Raw genomic sequence first — 16,504 nt, forward strand, 5'->3', positions numbered from 1 at the left:
GAACTTGCCATGAGCCCCTCTTCTACTGTTGGTTGCGGCAGCAGCAGCTGCGCCTGCGCCGATCTGGCCCAACCCGCCGTGGCCAGCATCAACGGCATCGCCCTGCACGAACCCGATGAAGTGCTCGATGCCCAGACCCTGCGCGAGCGCGCCTACACCGAGCTGCTGATCCAGGAGGCGGTGAAACAAGGCCTGCTGCCGCTGTACCGGGGTCTGGTGGCGCTGCAGCCGGACGAGGCGCAGCGTCAGGTCATCGAGACCATGCTCGACCAGGCGGTGACTTCGCCCGATCCCACCGAGGAGGAATGCCGCCGTCACTACGAAGCGCAGAAAAACCGGCTGATCGTCGGGCAGGCGCTGCATGTGCGGCACATCCTGTTTGCGGTGACGCCGGGCGTCAATGTGCACGCGCTCTCGCAGCGCGCCGAAACGGCCTTGCTGGACCTGTCGCGCAAGGACGTGCCCGCGGGGCGCTTCGCGCAACTGGCGGGCGAGTTGTCGAACTGCCCCTCGGGCGCCCAGGGCGGCGAACTGGGCTGGGTGACGCCGGAAGCCTGCGCCCCCGAGCTGGCGAACGAGCTGTTCTTCCAGAGCGATTCGCGCTGGGGCATGGGCGTGCACCCGCGCCTGGTGCACACGCGCTTCGGGCTGCACATCATCGAGGTGCTGGGCCGCAAGAAGGGCCAGCTGCCCGAGTTCGAGCAGGTCCGCGACCAGATCGCCAGCCGCCTCGCTCTGCAGTCGCGCAGCACGGCGCTGCGCCAGTACATGCAGCTGCTGGTGGGGCAGGCGAAGGTCGAAGGGATCGAACTCGAAGGTGCCGACTCGCCCCTCGTTCAGTGAGACCGAGGCCGCCATGCCCGACGACCTGCTGTTGCGCCTGCGCGATTTCCATTCGGATTATTTTCCGCTGCACCAGCAGCGCTTCCAGGACCTGGTGGCGCAGGGCCAGCATCCCAAGACGCTGTTCATCGGCTGTTCCGATTCGCGCCTGGTGCCCTACCTGCTGACGGGCGCTGCGCCGGGCGAGCTGTTCCTAGTGCGCAACGTGGGCGCGTTCGTGCCGCCCTACGACCAGTCGCACGGCCTGCACGGCACCATGGCCGCCATCGAGTTCGCGGTGCTCAGCCTGAAGGTGGAGCGCATCATCGTCTGCGGCCACAGCCATTGCGGCGCCATCCGCACCGCCTACGAAGGTGCGCCCGACGAAGCGGTGGCGCTCAAGGCCTGGCTCAAGCTGGCCGACGAGGCCCTGCTGCCGGTCCAGCCCAGCGCCGAGGCGCTGCGCCGCACCGAGCAGCGCGCGGTGGTGCTGCAGCTGGAGCGGCTGATGGATTACCCCATGGTGCGCCGCGCCGCGGAGGCGGGCCAGCTGTCGCTGCACGGATGGCATTACGTGATCGAGGAGGGCGAAGTCCACGTGTTTGACGCAGCACAAGGTGCGTTTGTGCCGGCCTCGTTAGCCTCCCACAGCGGCACGGGCCCGTACCAGCCTTATGTCGAGCACGATGGGCAAATTCTTTCTGATGGATGAAGTGAGGCATATAGAAAGCGGATTGCCTGTTCAGGAGGCAGTTGCCGGGCGCGGGCGGGCCGGGGCACCCGGGTGCCACCGCCGAATTCGCCCGGAAAAGGGGCGGGCATCGGATGCGTGGTCGTGGAACCGGCGCCGGGCAGGGCAAAATGGCGGGTGGTTTTTACCCGTCCGGTCGTTCGCCGCCCACACGACGGCATGCCCGACCCGAGCCTCCCTGCCACCACCCCGCAGCCTGGCCGCCCCCTCTCACTCTTTCCAACAAACACCGAGATGAAACGCGACAACACCATGCGTCCCCAGGACCTGACCGCCACCCAACCCATCAGCCAGGACGTGCTGGCCGAGAAATATTTGAAACCGGGTGAAACCGGTCTGGAAGACCTGTACCGCCGCGTGGCGCGCGCGCTCGCTTCGGTGGAAAAAGAAGCCCACCGGGCCGAATGGGAGCAGCGTTTCCTGGACAACCTGCACGTGGGCGCGATCGGCGCGGGCCGCATCATGAGCGCGGCCGGCACCGACATCCAGGCCACCCTGATCAACTGCTTCGTGCAGCCGGTGGGCGACGCCATCCAGGGCGTGGACGCCGAGGGTTACCCCGGTATTTATGAAGCGCTGCGCGAAGCCGCCGAAACCATGCGCCGCGGCGGCGGCGTGGGTTATGACTTCTCCCGCATCCGCCCCAAGGGCGCCGAGGTCAAGGGTACGCACTCCATGGCGTCCGGCCCCTGCAGCTACATCAACGTGTTCGACCAGAGCTGCTCCACCGTGGAGAGCGCGGGCGCGCGCCGTGGCGCGCAGATGGGCGTGCTGCGCATCGACCACCCGGACGTGATGGAGTTCATCACCGCCAAGCGCACCCCCGGCCGCTGGAACAATTTCAACGTCTCCGTCGGCGTGAGCGACGCCTTCATGGAAGCCGTGGGCAACGACCAGCCCTGGGAGCTGGTGCACAAGGCCAAGCCCGGCAAGACCCTGATGGACAAGGGCGCCTACCAGCGCAGCGACGGCATGTGGGTCTACCAGACCCTGTCGGCCACCGAGCTGTGGGACACGATCATGAAGTCGGCCTACGACTTCGCCGAACCCGGCATCCTGTTCCTGGACAAGATCGGCACCGACAACAACCTGCACTACTGCGAAACCATCGCGGCGACCAACCCATGCGGTGAGCAACCTTTGCCGCCCTACGGTTGCTGCGACCTCGGGCCCATCATCCTCACCCGCTTCGTCAAGAACCCGTTCGGCTTCGGTGGTGTGCCGGCTTTCGATTTCGAGGCCTTCGAGCAGGCGGTGGCGACCCAGGTGCGCGCGCTGGACAACGTGCTCGACGTGACCTTCTGGCCACTGGAGCAGCAGCGCGCCGAAAGCGCCGCCAAGCGCCGCATCGGCGTGGGCTTCACCGGCATGGGCAATGCCCTGGCCATGCTCTGCGTGCGCTACGACCGCGAAGAAGGCCGCGCCATGGCGGCCCAGATCGCGGAGCGCATGCGCAACGCCGCCTACCTTGCCTCGGTCGAGCTGGGCAAGGAAAAGGGCGTGTTCCCCAAATTCGACGCCGAGGGTTACCTGGCCCCCGGTACCTTCGCCAGCCGCCTGCCCGACGCGATCAAGAAGGCCATCCGCAAGAACGGCCTGCGCAACAGCCACCTGCTGTCGATCGCGCCCACCGGCACGGTCAGCCTGGCCTTTGCCGACAACGCCTCCAACGGCATCGAACCGCCATTCTCCTGGATGTACCGCCGCAAGAAGCGCGAGGCCGACGGTTCCACCAGCGAGTACGCGGTGGAAGACCACGCCTGGCGCCTGTACCGCGAACTCGGCGGTGACGTGGACCAGTTGCCCGACTACTTCGTCAACGCGCTGGCCATGAGCGCGGGCGAACACATCGCCATGATGGAAGCGGTGCAACCCTTCGTGGACACCGCCATTTCCAAGACGGTGAACGTGGCCGCCGACTACCCGTTTGAAGACTTCAAGAGCCTGTACCAGAAGGCCTGGCGCGCCAACCTCAAGGGCATGGCCACCTACCGGCCCAACAGCATCCTCGGCTCGGTGCTCGACACCGGCAGCGCCGCGACCGACGCCAAGCCCGCAGCGGCCCCGGCACCGGTGGACCCGATGCGCACCGTGATCGAAAGCCGCCCCAAGGGTGCGCTGTCGGCCGTGGCCGACAAGATCGAATACTGGACCCAGGAAGGCCACAAGACGCTGTACATCGTGGTCTCTTTCCTGCCGGTGCCCGCGGCCGAAGGCAATGGCACGGTCGAACGCGCCATCGAGTTCTTCATGCCCGTGGGCCAGAGCGGTGAATCGCAGCAGTGGATCACCTCCACCATGCGCATGCTGTCGCTGGCCGCGCGCGGCGGTTTCCTGGAACGTGCGCTCTCCGACATGCGCAAGGTCGCCTGGGACCGCGGCCCCGTGCGCCTGGGCACGTACCAGAAGGCCGACGGCACGCACGTGCCGATGTGGCACGACTCCGAAGTCGCCGCCATCGCCTTTGCGCTGCAGAACATCATCGCGCGCCGCGCCCAGTTGATCGTGGTGTCGGCCGCCCCGGCGCCGGCCATGCCCGAACTCACCGGCATGCCCTCGGGTGTGATGGCCGGCAAAAAATGCCCCGAGTGTGGAGCGCACGCCATGATCCGCAAGGACGGCTGCGACTACTGCACCCAGTGCGGGCACCTCGGCACCTGCGGATGAGCACCACCGCGCGTCCCGCCGTACCTTTGCGCCCCGTGGGGCCAGGTCGCGCGGGGCGCGCACAGCCGCCAGGGCCGAATCCCTGGCGGCCCGCGCACCTGCTGCTGGCGCCGCACCGGCTGGCCTTCTTTCTGGCCATGGTGTTGCTGCTGGCCTCGGGCCTGTGGTGGGCGCTGGTGCAGGTGGACCGCACCACCGGGGCGATCGGCCTGGGCTACGCGGTGCCACCGACGATCACCCATGCCGCGGTCATGAGCTTCGGTTTCATGCCGCTTTTTTTCGCCGGTTTCCTGTTCACCGCCGGACCCAAGTGGCTGGGCGTGGACGGCCCCACCGTCCGGGTGCTGGTGCCCACCCTGCTGCTACAGGCCGGCGGCTGGCTGCTCTGGCTGGCCGGTGCGCACACCCACACGGGCATCGCCGTGGCGGGCGCGGCACTGGCCGCGGCTGGGCTGGGCGCGCAATACCTACGTTTCTGGGGCCTGGTGCGGCGCAGCGCACTGGCCGACCGCCTGCACGCCAAGGTGGTGGCGGTGGCCGGCACCGTGGGCACGCTGTGCGTCGCGGGCCTGGCGCTGGCCTTGCTGGCCGGTGCGTTCGACCTCGCCCGCAGCCTGGTGCTGACCGGCCTCTGGGGCTTCGTGGTGATGACCTACCTGGTGGTCGCGCACCGCATGATTCCGTTTTTCACCTCCAGCGCCGTGCCCATGGTCGAGGCCTGGCGCCCGTTCTGGGTGCTGTGGGCCCTGCTGGGCGCCGCGGCCTTCGAGGCCTTGGCGGTCTGGGTCGGCGCCGTTGGCTGGGCCGGTGCGCCGGGCTGGATGCTGCTGCAGGGGCTGGTTGAGCTGCTGGCCGGCGGTGTGATCCTCTGGCTGGGCGTCGCCTGGGGCCTGGTGCAGAGCCTCAGGGTCCGGCTGCTCGCGATGTTGCACCTGGGTTTCCTGTGGCTCGGCCTGGCCTTTGTGCTGGCGGGGCTATCGCAACTGCTGGGCCTGCGCGCCGGTGTGCCGGCGCTCGGTCTGGGCGCGCTGCACGCGCTCACCATGGGTTGCCTGGGCTCGCTGCTGGTGGCCATGGTCACGCGCGTGTCGTGTGGCCACAGCGGGCGCACGCTGGTGGCCGATGCGCTGGTCTGGGCCGTGTTCTGCCTGCTCCAGTTGGCGGTGCTGCTGCGCGTGGCCGGCGCCCTGGACGGCGCGCCCCTGTGGGTGCTCACCGCCGCCGCGCTGCTCTGGGCCGGCGTGATGGGCGTCTGGGGCCTGCGCCTGATCGGCTGGTACGGCCGTTTGCGCGCCGATGGCCGGCCCGGCTGAATTTGCCGCTCCCATGCCTTCGCACCCTGCCATGACCTCCGCAGATACATCCCCCGATTGGGCCTTTGTCGTCAGCGAGCTGATCCAGGCGCGCCAGACCGTGCTGCCCAAGCGCCTCGTGGAACCGGGCCCGGACGCCGGGCAGACCCAGGCCATCCTGGCCGCCGCCGCGGCCGCGCCCGACCACATGCAGTTGCTGCCCTGGCGCTTCGTCCTTGTGCCCGCCGGGCAGCGCGCCACGCTGGCCGAGGTGTTTGCCCACGCCTTGAGCGAGCGCGATCCGCAGGCCACGCCCGAGCAGCTCGCTCAGGCGCGCGAGAAGGCGTTCCGGGCGCCGCTGCTGATGCTGGCGGTGGTGGACGCCGCGCGCGGCGATTCCGAGGTGGACCTGAACGAACGCATCCTCTCGGCCGGCTGCGCGGTGCAGAACATGCTGCTCATGGCCACCGCGCTCGGCTTCGGCTCGGCGCTCACCAGCGGCAAGGCGCTGAAGTCGGACACGCTGCGGGCCTGCTTCGGCCTGGGCGCCAGCGAACAGGCGCTGTGCTTCGTGAGTGTCGGCACCGTGCTCTCGCGCAAGCCAGCGCGTGCTCGGCCGGCCGTGGCCGACTATGTGAATACCCTGGGTTCGGACACCGTGTCCTGAATCCCCATTTCCCAACAGGACTTTTCATGGACATCAGCACCTTTGACGATCTGCTGGCCGCCGCGCGCGCCCAGCCCCAACCCCAGCGCCTGCTGTTCGTGTTCGCCGGCGTCGAGCTGCCGGACGACGCGACCCCTGCCCAGCGCGCCGCTTTCGAGCAGGGCCAGGGCGGTGCGCTGGTGCCGCAGATGTGCGTGGACAAGAGCCCCGACGAGCTGGCTTCGTTCGATCAGCTGAAGGAAGAAGCCACCAGCTTCGGCCAGGCCTGGGGCATGGTGTTCGCCGCTGCGATGTCGGGCGCACCGGGCAAGGCGCCCACCAGCGCCGACGCCGACGAACCGCTGAAGAAAATGGTGGAAGCGATCCGCCAGGGCCAGATCCAGGCCTACATCCCGTTCGACCCGCAGGGCCGCGCGGTGCGCCTCGGCTGATCGCCATGGCCGGTATCCGCCTGCACCAGATCGGGCAGCCGGGCGCACAGCCGTCTGCGGCCACGTTCGAGCAGCCCTTCGAGATGCTGACTGCCTGCCACGAACGGGTGGATCGCATGTTGCGCCTGCTCGACCGGCTGTGCCAGCACCTTGGCGCGAAAGGCCTTGACGAACAGGCCGCCCAGGCGGCGCGCGACGTCATGCGCTACTTCGACCTCGCCGCGCCGGACCACCACGAAGACGAGGAGCGCCACGTCTTTCCCCGCCTGCTGGCTGGAAACGACGAGAACGTGAAGACGGTGGTGCGCCGGTTGCAGCAGGACCATCGGGACATGACCGCGAACTGGGTCGAAGCCCGTGAGGTGCTCCGGCGGTTGTCCGAGGGGTCGGCACCGACGTGGACCGGGTTGAGCGAGGCCGACCGCGCCACGCTGGCGCGTTTTGCGGGCCTGTACGCCGATCACATCCGGGCCGAAGAAGATGTCGTTTATCCGGCCGCGTCAGCCCTGATCGACGCACCCGAGCTGCAGCGCATGGGGACCGAAATGGCCGCCCGCCGCACGGCCCGGCCCTGAGCGGCAGGCCCCTCCCCATGCCACCCCTCGAATTGCCCGAATTCGAATGGAGCGAGGCATTCGCCTGCGGGGTGGACCTGATCGACCGGCAGCACCGCAACCTGGTCGATCTCATCAACCTGCTGCGCTCGGCCATCTTGCGGGGCGACACGGTCAGCAGCGCAAACAGCGTGGAATCGCTCCAGGCCTATGCGCGTTACCACTTCGCCTACGAGGAATCGTGGGCGCGCGACCGCGGCATGTCCCAGGCCGCGCTGGACCAGCATGCGCGCCGTCACCAGGCCTTTGCCGACCGCATCCAGGCGATGGCCGAACAGGACAGCCGGGAAGAGGGCCAGGGGCACGCGCTGCACCGCTTTCTCGCCAACTGGCTGCTGGAACACATCGTCAAGGACGACCAGGAGATGGTTCACCGCCTGCTGAACCCGGGCGGCGACAAGGCCTGACCGTCTGCCGCGTGCGGCCGCGCTCAGGCGGCATCGGGTTGTTGCGCAGGCGCCGCGCGGCGGAAGTTGTGAAGCTTCATTCGGCCGGACCCACGGCCAGCGCGATCTCGGCCACACCTTCCACGCGGCCGGTGATCCGGTCGCCCGCCACCACGGCGCCCACGCCTTCGGGCGTCCCGGTGTAGATGAGGTCGCCGGGTTGCAGGTGGTAGAACTGGGACAGGTCGGCAATGATTTCCCGGATGTTCCAGATCAGCTTGGCCACGTCGGACGACTGTTGGGTGGCGCCGTTGACTTCCAGTGCGATGGCGCCTTGGTCGACGATCTGGCCCTCCATCGGCACGATCTCGGAGCAGACCGAACCTTCTTCGATGTCCTTGCCCAAGTCCCAGGGACGGCCCTTGTCGCGGGCGACCAGTTGCAGGTCGCGGCGCGTCATGTCCAGGCCGGCCGCGTAGCCGTAGATGACCTCGTGTGCCTTGTCGGCGCTGACGCGGAAACCGGCCTTGCCCACGGCCAGCACCAGTTCCATTTCAAAGTGGTAGTTGTTCGTGCCGGGCGGGTAGGCCACGGTCGCGCCGCTCTGCACCAGGGTTTGCGGCGACTTGGTGAAGTAGAACGGGCGCTCGGCCGACTTGTCGACCGGCTTGCCCATCTCGACGGCGTGCGCGTGGTAGTTGCGGCCGACGCAGAAGATGCGGTTGATGGGGAAACGTTCGGTCTTGCCCCGGATGGGCAGGGACTGGACGGCGGGTGGGGGGAAGAGGTAGGTGGTCATTGGGTGTGATCAGAAAAGTTAACGGACCTCATACACACCGAGCTTGCGGTGCAGCGGGGATTCGTCGGCGATGAAGACGAACGAAGGCTGGTCGGCCAACCGGTTCTTCAGCGTCACGGGCTCGTAGCCGGGCGCGCAGCAGGTGTCGGCTTCGACCAGACCAAAGGTCATGCCGCAGGTGGACACGTCCACGCCGCCTTCGATCAGGTGGAACACCTGCGCGGGCGAGCGCGCGGGCAGCGTGAGCGTCTGGCCGGGCTTGAGCATGAGTGCGTAGAAGCCCAGGATGTTCTGTGCGTCGCCGCCGGTTTCGGGGTTCACGTAGGTCACCTGCACGCAGTCCAGACCGGGCTGGTCGGCAGCCATGGCCACGAGCGCGGCGCGCGTGTCGACCCAGGGGTAACGCAGCATCGGGTAGCGCTTGTCGCTGCGGCCGAACACCTGCGTGGGCGCGACGCCGGCGCGGGTCCAGGCGCGGTCGCCGCTGCCTTGCTTCACGGTCTGGCGCTCGCCGTTGATGTGGTAGCTGGCCTCCATGTAATAGACCATCGGCAGGTCGAGCACGTCGAGCCAGACCACGGGGTCTTTGCCGTCGTGGCCGTGTTCGTGCCACAGGCCGGTGGGCGTCAGGATCAGGTCGCCGCGGCTCATCGGGCACTTCTCGCCATCGACGGTGGTCCAGGCGCCTTCGCCCTCGACCACCATGCGAACCGCGTTGGGCGTGTGGCGGTGGCTGGGCGCCCACTCGCCGGGCAGCAGCAGCTGCATGCCCAGGTACATCGCCGGGCTGGCCTTCATGTTCTCCAGGCCGTGGCCCGGGTTGGCCAGGACCAGCACGCGGCGCTCGGCTTTCTCGATGGGCGTGAGTTCACCGGCTTTGAGCAGCAGCGGCTTGAGCGTGGCGTAGGGCCAGTGGATGGCCTGCGTGGCGCGCGTGGGCACCTTGGGCGGCAGCACCGCGCGCAGGCTGGGCCACAACGGCACCAGGTTCAGCGCCTTGAGGTCGTCGCGGTAGTCCTGCGGCAGGTCTTCGAGTCGTCCGAGTTCGTGGCTCATGGGATGTCTCCTTAAAAGGCCGTATACATATATTCAGTATGCTTATTATGAGTGTCCTGCTAACATGGTTCAAGCCGCATGGGGGAAACCCTTGATTCGACCCGCCATGAAAAATTCCGAACCGTCCACCGTCAACATCGATCTCCAGCCCGGTCATGCGATCCGCCGCCTGCACCAGATTTCGGTCGGCATCTTTCTGCAGGAAGCCGGGGACCTGGGCATCACGCCGGTACAGTACGCCGCCCTGCAGGTGGTTGGCAACCAGCCGGGCATCGACCAGCGCACGCTGGCGCGCACCATCGCGCTGGACGCGTCCACCACCGGTGGTGTGGTGGACCGGCTCGAAGCCCGCAGCTGGATGGAACGCCGCACGGCGCCCGAAGACCGGCGCGCGCGCCAGCTGATGCTGACAGCGGCGGGCGAGCAGGCGCTGGCGGCGTGCATTCCCGCCATGCTGCGCGCCCAGGAGCAGATCCTGGCACCGCTCACCGAGCGTCAGCGCAGCGACTTCATGCGCCTGCTGAACCTGCTGGTGACGCAGAACAACGAGATGAGCCGCGCGCCGAGCGAAGCGGCACGGTAAACCGCTGCGGAGCTGCGTCCGCACCCGCCCGCGGGGAACACCGTCGGCACCGCGACCGGGCGTCTGTTCGACGACGCACAGACAGCCACGCCGCTCGCGCAAAATCATCGGGTCCCGCGGCGCCCGTTCCAGACCTCGGCGCGGCGCCTGCACCCCAACCCACCCCCCCTCAAGGAAGACCCTCATGAACCTGCACCTGAGCATCGGACCACTGGTGTCCCTCATCGCCGGCATCCTCATCCTGGTGATGCCCCGCCTGCTGAACACCATCGTCGCCGTCTACCTGATCATCATCGGGTTGCTGGGACTCTTTGGCCGCTGAGCCTGTTCCTGGTGGCTTGAACCCAAGCTGTGGCGGGCGGGCTTGCCCTGGCGACGGGCCCGCCTGCCGTGCCGCGCGCGGATGCGGCGCTGTCAGGCCACCGGCGCGATCTGCTGGGCCATGAAGACCTGGTGCAGGGTGATCTTGCGCACCTCGACCTGGCTGGCCTGAATGTGCGCGCGCAGCAGCAGGTCGGCGCGGTCGCCCTTGCGCGCGATGATGGCGCGCAGGATCTTGGCGTGTTCGTCGTAGGTGGCGTCGATGCGCACCTGCTTGAGAAAGTCGAGCCGGCGGATGATACGGATGCGCTCGGTCACCTCGTGGTGCACACGGGCCATTTCGGGGTTGCCCGCGGCCTGCACGAGGGTCTCGTGGAAGGCCTCGTCCCAGGCCGCCACCGTCGTCGCGTCGCTGCTGCGCTCGCCCACCGGCACCAGCCAGCGTTCCTTGAGCGCCTGCAGCAGCGTGGACGAGGTGGCCACGTCCTGCTGGCACAGGCGCTGCACGGCGGTGGTCTCCAGCACCATGCGCAGGTCGTAGAGCTGGTCGAACTTGTCGAAATCGAAGGGCAGCACGCGCCAGCCGCTGCGGAACATCACCTCCACCAGCCCTTCCTGCTGCAACCGGTACAGCGCCTGGCGCACCGGTGTGCGCGAGACCGCGAGGCGGTCGCAGAGCTCGTGTTCGCTGAAGCGGTCACCCGGCACCAGCCGGAAGTCGGCGATGTCGCGTTTGAGCTGCTCGTACACCTCGTCGGCGCGGGAGGGGCGTGGTGTGGTGGCCGTCTGGGCGGTGGATCGTCGGGTGGTGTGCACGGGGAAGCTCTGGCAGTCTGGGAGGATCATCGCCCGGAGGGGGCCAGCGCCGCCAACAAGGGCGCGCTGGGGGCGGTCCAGCCGATGATGCCACCCTGGGCGCGCAGCATCTCCACGGTGACCGCTTTGAAGTGCGGGAAATAGCTCTCGGTGCAGTCCTCCAGCAGCAGGCCGTCGTAGCCGCGGTCGTTGGCTTCGCGCATGCTGGTCTGTACGCAGACCTCGGTGGTCACGCCCATGAACACCAGGTGGCTGATGCCGTGGTCCTGCAGGATCTCGTGCAGCCCGGTGGCGTAGAAGGCGCCCTTGCCCGGCTTGTCGATCACGATCTCGCCACCCACCGGCGCCAGCTCGGGAACGATCTGGTTGCCCGGCTCGCCAGCCACCAGGATGCGGCCCATCGGCCCTTCGTCCCCGATGCGCAGCGCGGGGTTGCCGCGCAGGCGCTTGGCCGGGGGGCAGTCCGAGAGGTCGGGCCGGTGCGCCTCGCGCGTGTGCACCACCAGGCCACCGGCGCCGCGCCAGGCCTGCAGCACCGCCTGGCAGGCCGGCACGATGGCCGCGAGCAGCGACACGTCGTTGCCCAGCGTTTCACCAAAGCCGCCGGGCTCGATGAAGTCGCGCTGCATGTCGATGATCACCAGCGCGGTGTGCGCCAGGTCGAACCCGTAGGGAAAGGGGTGGGCGGGAATCTGCATGGTCAATGTCCTCCGCCCATGTGGGCTCCGATTTCATGGCGATCGGCGCTCGCGGCCGGTGTCTCGAACACGATGCGGCCCTCGCTCATCACCACGATGCGGTCGGCCAGCTCCAGCAGTTCGTCCAGGTCCTCGCTGATCAGCAGCACCGCCCCGCCCTGGTTGCGCACGCCGCGCAGCCGGGTGTGGATTTCCTTGACCGCCGCGAAGTCCAGGCCGAACACCGGGTTGGCCGCGATCAGCACGTTGATGTCGCCATGCAGCTCGCGCGCCAGCACCGCGCGCTGCACGTTGCCGCCCGAGAGGCTGCGGATGGGGGCGTCCTCGCCCTGGGTCTTGATGCCGTAGCCGGCGATCCATTCGCGCGCCCGGCTGCGCCACTGGCCGAAGCGCAGGCGACCCCCGCTGCACAGCGGCGCCCGGTCGAAGTCGCGCAGCGCCATGTTCTCGGCCACCGAGAGATCGCCCACGCAGGCGTTGCGCAGCGGCTCTTCGGGCAGGCTGCGCACCTTCAGGCGGTGGTTCTCCTCGCGCCGGGCGGCGTAAGGCTGGCCCTGCACCGACACCGTTCCGGCCGAGCGGGGGCGCTGGCCCACCAGCGCCTCCACCAGCTCGCGCTGGCCGTTGCCCGACACGCCGGCCACGCCCAGTATCTCGCCGCGGGCCACGGCCAGGCTCAGGTCCTGCACCGCCAGCGTGCCGCGGTCGCCCATCACCTGCAGGCCTTCGACCGCCAGCGACACCTCGCCGCTGGCCGGGGCTTCGACCGGGGTCACCGGGCCGGCGCTCTCCGCGCCCTCAGCCGCGCCGCCCACCATGGCCTGCGCCAGCAGCGCCGGCGTGGTGTCCGCCACGGCGCAGTGGTGCACCGCCTGGCCGCGGCGCAGCACCGTCACGTCGTCGGCGTAGGCCATCACCTCGCGGAACTTGTGCGTGATGATGAGCACCGTGCACTGCCCGCTGCGCGCGAATTCGCGCACATGGCCCAGCACCTCGTCGGCCTCCTGCGGCGTGAGCACCGAGGTGGGCTCGTCCAGGATCAGCAGGCGCGGTTTCAGGTAGAGCTGCTTGAGCAGTTCCAGCTTCTGCTTCTCGCCGGCCGCCAGTTCCTGCGGGCGCGCGTCCAGGTCGAGCTGGAACGGGGTGGTCTTGAGGAACTGCGCCAGGTCGGCGCGCTGGCGCTTCCAGTCGATGACGCCCGGCGTCTGGCCACCGGCCAGCAGCAGGTTCTCGGCCACGGTCATGCCCGGTGCCAGCGTGAAGTGCTGGTAGACCATGCCGATGCCCAGGGTGCGCGCCACCACCGGGTTGGGAATGGCCTGCTCGCGCCAGTCGATCAGGATGCTGCCGCTGGTGGGCCGCTGGAAGCCCGCCACGCACTTCACCAGCGTGCTCTTGCCGGCGCCGTTCTCGCCCAGCAGGGCGTGCACCGTGCCCGGGGCGACCTTCATGCTCACGCCCTGCAGCGCCTGGAAGCTGCCGAAGCGCATGCCCATGTCGTAGGTGTCCAGCGCCAACGCGCCGGTGGCTGGCGGCAGGCCGCCGATGGGGGCGTCTTCGGTCATGCCAGGGCCTCCAGAACGGCGGCAGACGGGGCGTGCGCGCCGAACACCCCGCCCTGCATGGTGATCATCTTGAGCGCGGCCTCGTGGTTGCCGCGGTCGGTGGCGGCGGTGCAGTCCGACAGCAGCAGGCACTCGAAGCCGCGGTCGTTGGCGTCGCGCATGGTGGTGTGCACGCACACGTCGGTGGTGATGCCGGCGAGCAGGAGGTTGCTGATGCCCCGCGTGCGCAGCAGCAGTTCCAGGTCGGTGGCGTAGAACGAGCCTTTGCCCGGCTTGTCGATCACCACCTCGCCAGGCAGCGGCGCGAGTTCGGGGATCAGCTCCCAGCCGGGCTCGCCGCGCACCAGGATGCGCCCGCAGGGCCCGTCGTCACCGATGCCCACGCCGTCGGTGCCGATCTGGCGCGAGCGCCAGCGTTTGTTGGCCGGCAGGTCCGAGAGGTCGGGCCGGTGGCCCTCGCGGGTGTGCATGACCGTGTAGCCGGCGCTGCGCATCGCGGCCATCAGCGTCTGCAGCGGCGCGATGGGCGCGCGCGTGAGCGAGATGTCGTAGCCCATCTGGTCCACATAGCCGCCGATGCCGCAGAAGTCGGTCTGCATGTCGATCACGATCAGCGCGGTGTTCTCGGGCCGCAGGTCACCGTTGTAAGGCCAGGCGTAGGGGTTGGCGTCGATGAAGCGTTCCATGGTCTCAAGCGGCTTTCTTGATGGGTAGCACGGCTGCGTTTGGCACCAGCGGATGCGTCTCGGGGCCTTTGTAGCTGCGCGTGGGCGCATCGAAGCCGCAGGGCGTGCCGTCGGTCACGTCGACCTGCCAGGGCAGCTGGTAGGTGCCGGCGGCCATGTCGTGCATGTAGGTGTAGGGGCAGTCCTGCGCCCCGCCCTTCACGGCCACGTAACCCCGGTGGTAGAGCTGGTAGATGTTGTTCTCCACACCCCAGCCCTGGCGCGCCTCGCGCACCAGGTCGGGCCGCAGTTCGGCGGTGATGATCTCGTCGACACGCCCGCCGCCTTCGGTGATCACCGTGCCGTCGAAGCTGCAGAACATGCCCTCGCCCATGGAGTCGAAGCTGCCGTCGCTGCCGCACAGGCACACGCTGGCGGTGATGGCGAGGTTCTGGAAGGCGTTGGCCTGGTTGGTGATCTTCCAGGCGTGGCGGATGGGCGCGGTGTAGCCGGCGGTGCGCAGGACGATCTCCGCGCCCTTGTAGGCCGCCTCGCGCGCCATCTCGGGGAACATGCCGTCGTGGCAGATGATGAGCGAGAGCTTGCTGCCGTTGGGCCCGTCGCACACCGGCACGCCCAGGTTGCCGGGCTCCCAGGGTTCCACCGGCACCCAGGGGTGCAGCTTGCGGTAGTAGAGGCGGATGGCACCGGTGTCGTCGATGATCAGCCCGCTGTTGTAGGGGTTGCCGCCGGGGTTGGCCTCCATGATGGAGAAGCAGCCCCAGATGCGGTGGTCCACGCAGGCCTGCCTGAAGGCCGCGACCTCCGGGCCTTCGAGCGAAACCATGAGCTCGGGCGCCGTGCTCATCGAGAGACCGTGCAGCGCGTACTCGGGGAACACCACCAGATCCATGGTGCCCTGGTTGCGCCGCGCCTTGCCCACCAGCTCGCAGATGCGCTGCGTCTGCGCCGCCAGCTGCGCGGGTGTTTCCACCACCGGCAATTGCAGCTGCACCAGGCCCACGACCACGCCGTGCTTCGATTTGTTGAGACCGCCGAGTCCGCTCATGGTGTTTCTCCTAGCGTGTTGAGGACAGTTCGCCCGGGCTGCCCGGCACCACCACGCCGGGGCGGCAAGTGAGCACCAGGATCAGCAGCGTGAGCACATAGGGAACGATGTTGAAGAGGTGGTAGCCCCAGCCGATGCCGACCGACTGCAGCGCCGGCCCGATGGCGCCCGCGCCACCAAACAGCAGCGCCGCACCGACGCAGCGCAGCGGGCTCCAGCGCGCGAAGATCACGAGGGCCACAGCGATCAGGCCCTGGCCGCTGGAGATGCCCTCGTTCCAGCTGCCGGGGTAGAACAGCGTGAGCGAGGCGCCCCCCAGCCCGGCGATGAAGCCGCCCGCCGCGGTGGCGGCGATGCGGATGCCCGAGACCGAATAGCCCAGCGCGCGCGTGGCATTGGCCGAATCACCGGCCAGCCGCACCAGCAGGCCCAGGCGCGTGTTCGCAAACGCCCACCACAGCAGGACGGCCATGAACAGCCCGAGCGGCAACAGCGCGTTGACCTCCAACGCCGAGCGCACCGCGGGCGAGTCGCTCCAGCCGCCCAGCGACAGCGCGGGCAGCTGCGGCGCCTGCGGCTGGATCAGCGGCTTGCCGAGGTAGAAGGCCAGGCCCATGCCGAGCAGCATGAGCGCGATGCCGGTGGCGATGTCGTTGACGCGCGGCAGCGAGCACAGCAGACCGTGCAGCGTGGCCAGCAGCGCACCGGCCCCGGCCCCGGCCATCACGCCCACCCAGGGCGATCCGCTCAGGTACGAGGCACCGAAGGCCGTCATGGCCGAGAGCACCAGCACGCCTTCGAGGCCCAGGTTGATGCGGCCCGACTTCTCGGTCAGGCACTCGCCCAGGCTCACGAACAGGAAGGGCACGCCGACGCGCAGCGCGCCGCCGCCGATGCCGGAGAGGAAGATGATCAGTTGATCAGCGGTCATGCTTTCTCTCCTTGTGGCTCCGGCCCGTCCGAGGGGACACGGGCGAGCTTTGCGAACCAGGCCTTCCAGTCGGTGTCGCGCAGCGCTTCGCTGGCCAGGATCAGCACGAAGGCGATGCCCTGCAGGAGCAGCACCGTGGCGTCGGGCAGGCCGAGGCGGCGCTGCAGCAGGCTGCCGGCGGCGCCGAAGCCACCGAACAGGATGGCCACCGGGATCACCGCCACCGGGTGGTGCCGCGCCATGAAGGAGACCAGGATGCCGGCGTAGCCGTAGCCGGCGATCAGCGCGGCGTTGGCGCTGGTGTGCACGGCGGCCACTTCGATCGCCCCGGCCAGCCCGGCGGCCGCGCCGCCGAGCGCGCAGGCCAGCAC

The 16,504-nt window shown here is 68.8% G+C and carries 18 protein-coding genes and 1 pseudogene; 10 read left to right on the forward strand and 9 right to left on the reverse strand.

Features of this window, described 5'->3' with window-relative positions; all coding sequences use genetic code 11:
* Window positions 1–9 precede the first annotated feature (9 nt).
* The 8 genes from F3K02_RS03750 to F3K02_RS03785 all read left to right on the forward strand — a co-directional run bounded on the left by F3K02_RS03750 (window position 10) and on the right by F3K02_RS03785 (window position 7,651).
* Window positions 10–843 (forward strand): peptidylprolyl isomerase, encoded by an 834-nt coding sequence (locus tag F3K02_RS03750; protein ID WP_177133470.1) that lies wholly within the window; start codon window positions 10–12, stop codon window positions 841–843.
* Window positions 844–856: 13 nt separating this feature from the next.
* Window positions 857–1,534, forward strand: a complete 678-nt coding sequence (locus tag F3K02_RS03755) for a carbonic anhydrase (protein ID WP_177133472.1) — start codon at window positions 857–859, stop codon at window positions 1,532–1,534.
* A gap of 273 nt (window positions 1,535–1,807) precedes the next feature.
* Complete coding sequence (locus F3K02_RS03760; RefSeq protein ID WP_177133474.1) at window positions 1,808–4,240, forward strand: adenosylcobalamin-dependent ribonucleoside-diphosphate reductase; 2,433 nt, start codon at window positions 1,808–1,810, stop codon at window positions 4,238–4,240.
* Window positions 4,237–5,553: an NnrS family protein gene (locus F3K02_RS03765; RefSeq protein ID WP_177133477.1), complete on the forward strand. Its 1,317-nt coding sequence runs from the start codon at window positions 4,237–4,239 to the stop codon at window positions 5,551–5,553. The genes F3K02_RS03760 and F3K02_RS03765 overlap by 4 nt, the downstream gene beginning before the upstream one ends.
* A gap of 31 nt (window positions 5,554–5,584) precedes the next feature.
* Complete coding sequence (locus tag F3K02_RS03770; RefSeq protein ID WP_177133479.1) at window positions 5,585–6,199, forward strand: nitroreductase family protein; 615 nt, start codon at window positions 5,585–5,587, stop codon at window positions 6,197–6,199.
* 26 nt (window positions 6,200–6,225) lie between these two features.
* A complete protein-coding gene (locus F3K02_RS03775; RefSeq protein ID WP_177133481.1) occupies window positions 6,226–6,630 on the forward strand; it encodes a ribonucleotide reductase subunit alpha in 405 nt (134 codons plus the stop codon).
* A gap of 5 nt (window positions 6,631–6,635) precedes the next feature.
* Complete coding sequence (locus F3K02_RS03780; protein WP_246309143.1) at window positions 6,636–7,205, forward strand: hemerythrin domain-containing protein; 570 nt, start codon at window positions 6,636–6,638, stop codon at window positions 7,203–7,205.
* Between the two features lie 17 nt (window positions 7,206–7,222).
* The gene (locus tag F3K02_RS03785; protein ID WP_177133483.1) at window positions 7,223–7,651 is read left to right on the forward strand and encodes a bacteriohemerythrin; all 429 of its coding nucleotides are present in this window, start codon (window positions 7,223–7,225) and stop codon (window positions 7,649–7,651) included.
* A gap of 76 nt (window positions 7,652–7,727) precedes the next feature.
* Here the strand turns inward: F3K02_RS03785 and F3K02_RS03790 are convergent, their stop codons facing one another.
* Complete coding sequence (locus F3K02_RS03790) at window positions 7,728–8,429, reverse strand: fumarylacetoacetate hydrolase family protein (protein WP_177133484.1); 702 nt, start codon at window positions 8,427–8,429, stop codon at window positions 7,728–7,730.
* Between the two features lie 18 nt (window positions 8,430–8,447).
* Window positions 8,448–9,485: a cupin domain-containing protein gene (locus F3K02_RS03795; RefSeq protein ID WP_177133486.1), complete on the reverse strand. Its 1,038-nt coding sequence runs from the start codon at window positions 9,483–9,485 to the stop codon at window positions 8,448–8,450.
* A 106-nt stretch (window positions 9,486–9,591) separates the two neighbouring features.
* Between F3K02_RS03795 and F3K02_RS03800 the strand changes: the two genes are divergently transcribed.
* Window positions 9,592–10,068, forward strand: a complete 477-nt coding sequence (locus F3K02_RS03800; RefSeq protein WP_177133488.1) for a MarR family winged helix-turn-helix transcriptional regulator — start codon at window positions 9,592–9,594, stop codon at window positions 10,066–10,068.
* A gap of 184 nt (window positions 10,069–10,252) precedes the next feature.
* Window positions 10,253–10,390 (forward strand): DUF3096 domain-containing protein, encoded by a 138-nt coding sequence (locus tag F3K02_RS03805; protein WP_084236423.1) that lies wholly within the window; start codon window positions 10,253–10,255, stop codon window positions 10,388–10,390.
* 92 nt (window positions 10,391–10,482) lie between these two features.
* Here F3K02_RS03805 and F3K02_RS03810 read toward each other — a convergent pair whose 3' ends face one another.
* The 7 genes and pseudogenes from F3K02_RS03810 to F3K02_RS03840 form a co-directional block, all read right to left on the reverse strand.
* Window positions 10,483–11,235, reverse strand: a complete 753-nt coding sequence (locus F3K02_RS03810; protein ID WP_177133490.1) for a GntR family transcriptional regulator — start codon at window positions 11,233–11,235, stop codon at window positions 10,483–10,485.
* Complete coding sequence (locus tag F3K02_RS03815; protein ID WP_177133492.1) at window positions 11,232–11,903, reverse strand: cysteine hydrolase family protein; 672 nt, start codon at window positions 11,901–11,903, stop codon at window positions 11,232–11,234. The genes F3K02_RS03810 and F3K02_RS03815 overlap by 4 nt, the downstream gene beginning before the upstream one ends.
* Window positions 11,904–11,905: 2 nt before the next feature.
* Entirely contained in the window at window positions 11,906–13,468 is a 1,563-nt protein-coding gene (locus F3K02_RS03820) for an ABC transporter ATP-binding protein (RefSeq protein ID WP_177133494.1), read from the reverse strand.
* Window positions 13,465–14,154 carry a biuret amidohydrolase gene (gene biuH, locus F3K02_RS03825; RefSeq protein WP_177133496.1) on the reverse strand — a complete coding sequence of 230 codons (690 nt, stop codon included), beginning with the start codon at window positions 14,152–14,154 and terminating at the stop codon, window positions 13,465–13,467. The genes F3K02_RS03820 and biuH overlap by 4 nt, the downstream gene beginning before the upstream one ends.
* A gap of 4 nt (window positions 14,155–14,158) precedes the next feature.
* On the reverse strand, window positions 14,159–15,202 hold the full coding sequence (locus tag F3K02_RS03830; protein WP_177133498.1) for a formamidase: 1,044 nt from the start codon (window positions 15,200–15,202) through the stop codon (window positions 14,159–14,161).
* Between the two features lie 10 nt (window positions 15,203–15,212).
* Window positions 15,213–16,133, reverse strand: a complete 921-nt coding sequence (locus F3K02_RS03835) for an ABC transporter permease (protein ID WP_177133499.1) — start codon at window positions 16,131–16,133, stop codon at window positions 15,213–15,215.
* Window positions 16,130–16,504: pseudogene (locus F3K02_RS03840) on the reverse strand (ABC transporter permease); the annotation flags it as partial. The gene F3K02_RS03835 and the pseudogene F3K02_RS03840, both read right to left, overlap by 4 nt.

The organism is Hydrogenophaga aromaticivorans (assembly GCF_013387465.1).
Lineage (GTDB): Bacteria > Pseudomonadota > Gammaproteobacteria > Burkholderiales > Burkholderiaceae_C > Hydrogenophaga > Hydrogenophaga aromaticivorans.

Excerpts from the sequence above, each read along its gene's own strand:
- F3K02_RS03750 (WP_177133470.1), top strand. The coding sequence starts at position 10 with ATGAGCCCCTCTTCTACTGTTGGTTGCGGCAGCAGCAGCTGCGCCTGC.
- F3K02_RS03755 (WP_177133472.1), top strand. The coding sequence starts at position 857 with ATGCCCGACGACCTGCTGTTGCGCCTGCGCGATTTCCATTCGGATTAT.
- F3K02_RS03760 (WP_177133474.1), top strand. The coding sequence starts at position 1,808 with ATGAAACGCGACAACACCATGCGTCCCCAGGACCTGACCGCCACCCAA.
- F3K02_RS03765 (WP_177133477.1), top strand. The coding sequence starts at position 4,237 with ATGAGCACCACCGCGCGTCCCGCCGTACCTTTGCGCCCCGTGGGGCCA.
- F3K02_RS03770 (WP_177133479.1), top strand. The coding sequence starts at position 5,585 with ATGACCTCCGCAGATACATCCCCCGATTGGGCCTTTGTCGTCAGCGAG.
- F3K02_RS03775 (WP_177133481.1), top strand. The coding sequence starts at position 6,226 with ATGGACATCAGCACCTTTGACGATCTGCTGGCCGCCGCGCGCGCCCAG.
- F3K02_RS03780 (WP_246309143.1), top strand. The coding sequence starts at position 6,636 with ATGGCCGGTATCCGCCTGCACCAGATCGGGCAGCCGGGCGCACAGCCG.
- F3K02_RS03785 (WP_177133483.1), top strand. The coding sequence starts at position 7,223 with ATGCCACCCCTCGAATTGCCCGAATTCGAATGGAGCGAGGCATTCGCC.
- F3K02_RS03790 (WP_177133484.1), bottom strand. The coding sequence starts at position 8,429 with ATGACCACCTACCTCTTCCCCCCACCCGCCGTCCAGTCCCTGCCCATC.
- F3K02_RS03795 (WP_177133486.1), bottom strand. The coding sequence starts at position 9,485 with ATGAGCCACGAACTCGGACGACTCGAAGACCTGCCGCAGGACTACCGC.
- F3K02_RS03800 (WP_177133488.1), top strand. The coding sequence starts at position 9,592 with ATGAAAAATTCCGAACCGTCCACCGTCAACATCGATCTCCAGCCCGGT.
- F3K02_RS03805 (WP_084236423.1), top strand. The coding sequence starts at position 10,253 with ATGAACCTGCACCTGAGCATCGGACCACTGGTGTCCCTCATCGCCGGC.
- F3K02_RS03810 (WP_177133490.1), bottom strand. The coding sequence starts at position 11,235 with ATGATCCTCCCAGACTGCCAGAGCTTCCCCGTGCACACCACCCGACGA.
- F3K02_RS03815 (WP_177133492.1), bottom strand. The coding sequence starts at position 11,903 with ATGCAGATTCCCGCCCACCCCTTTCCCTACGGGTTCGACCTGGCGCAC.
- F3K02_RS03820 (WP_177133494.1), bottom strand. The coding sequence starts at position 13,468 with ATGACCGAAGACGCCCCCATCGGCGGCCTGCCGCCAGCCACCGGCGCG.
- biuH (WP_177133496.1), bottom strand. The coding sequence starts at position 14,154 with ATGGAACGCTTCATCGACGCCAACCCCTACGCCTGGCCTTACAACGGT.
- F3K02_RS03830 (WP_177133498.1), bottom strand. The coding sequence starts at position 15,202 with ATGAGCGGACTCGGCGGTCTCAACAAATCGAAGCACGGCGTGGTCGTG.
- F3K02_RS03835 (WP_177133499.1), bottom strand. The coding sequence starts at position 16,133 with ATGACCGCTGATCAACTGATCATCTTCCTCTCCGGCATCGGCGGCGGC.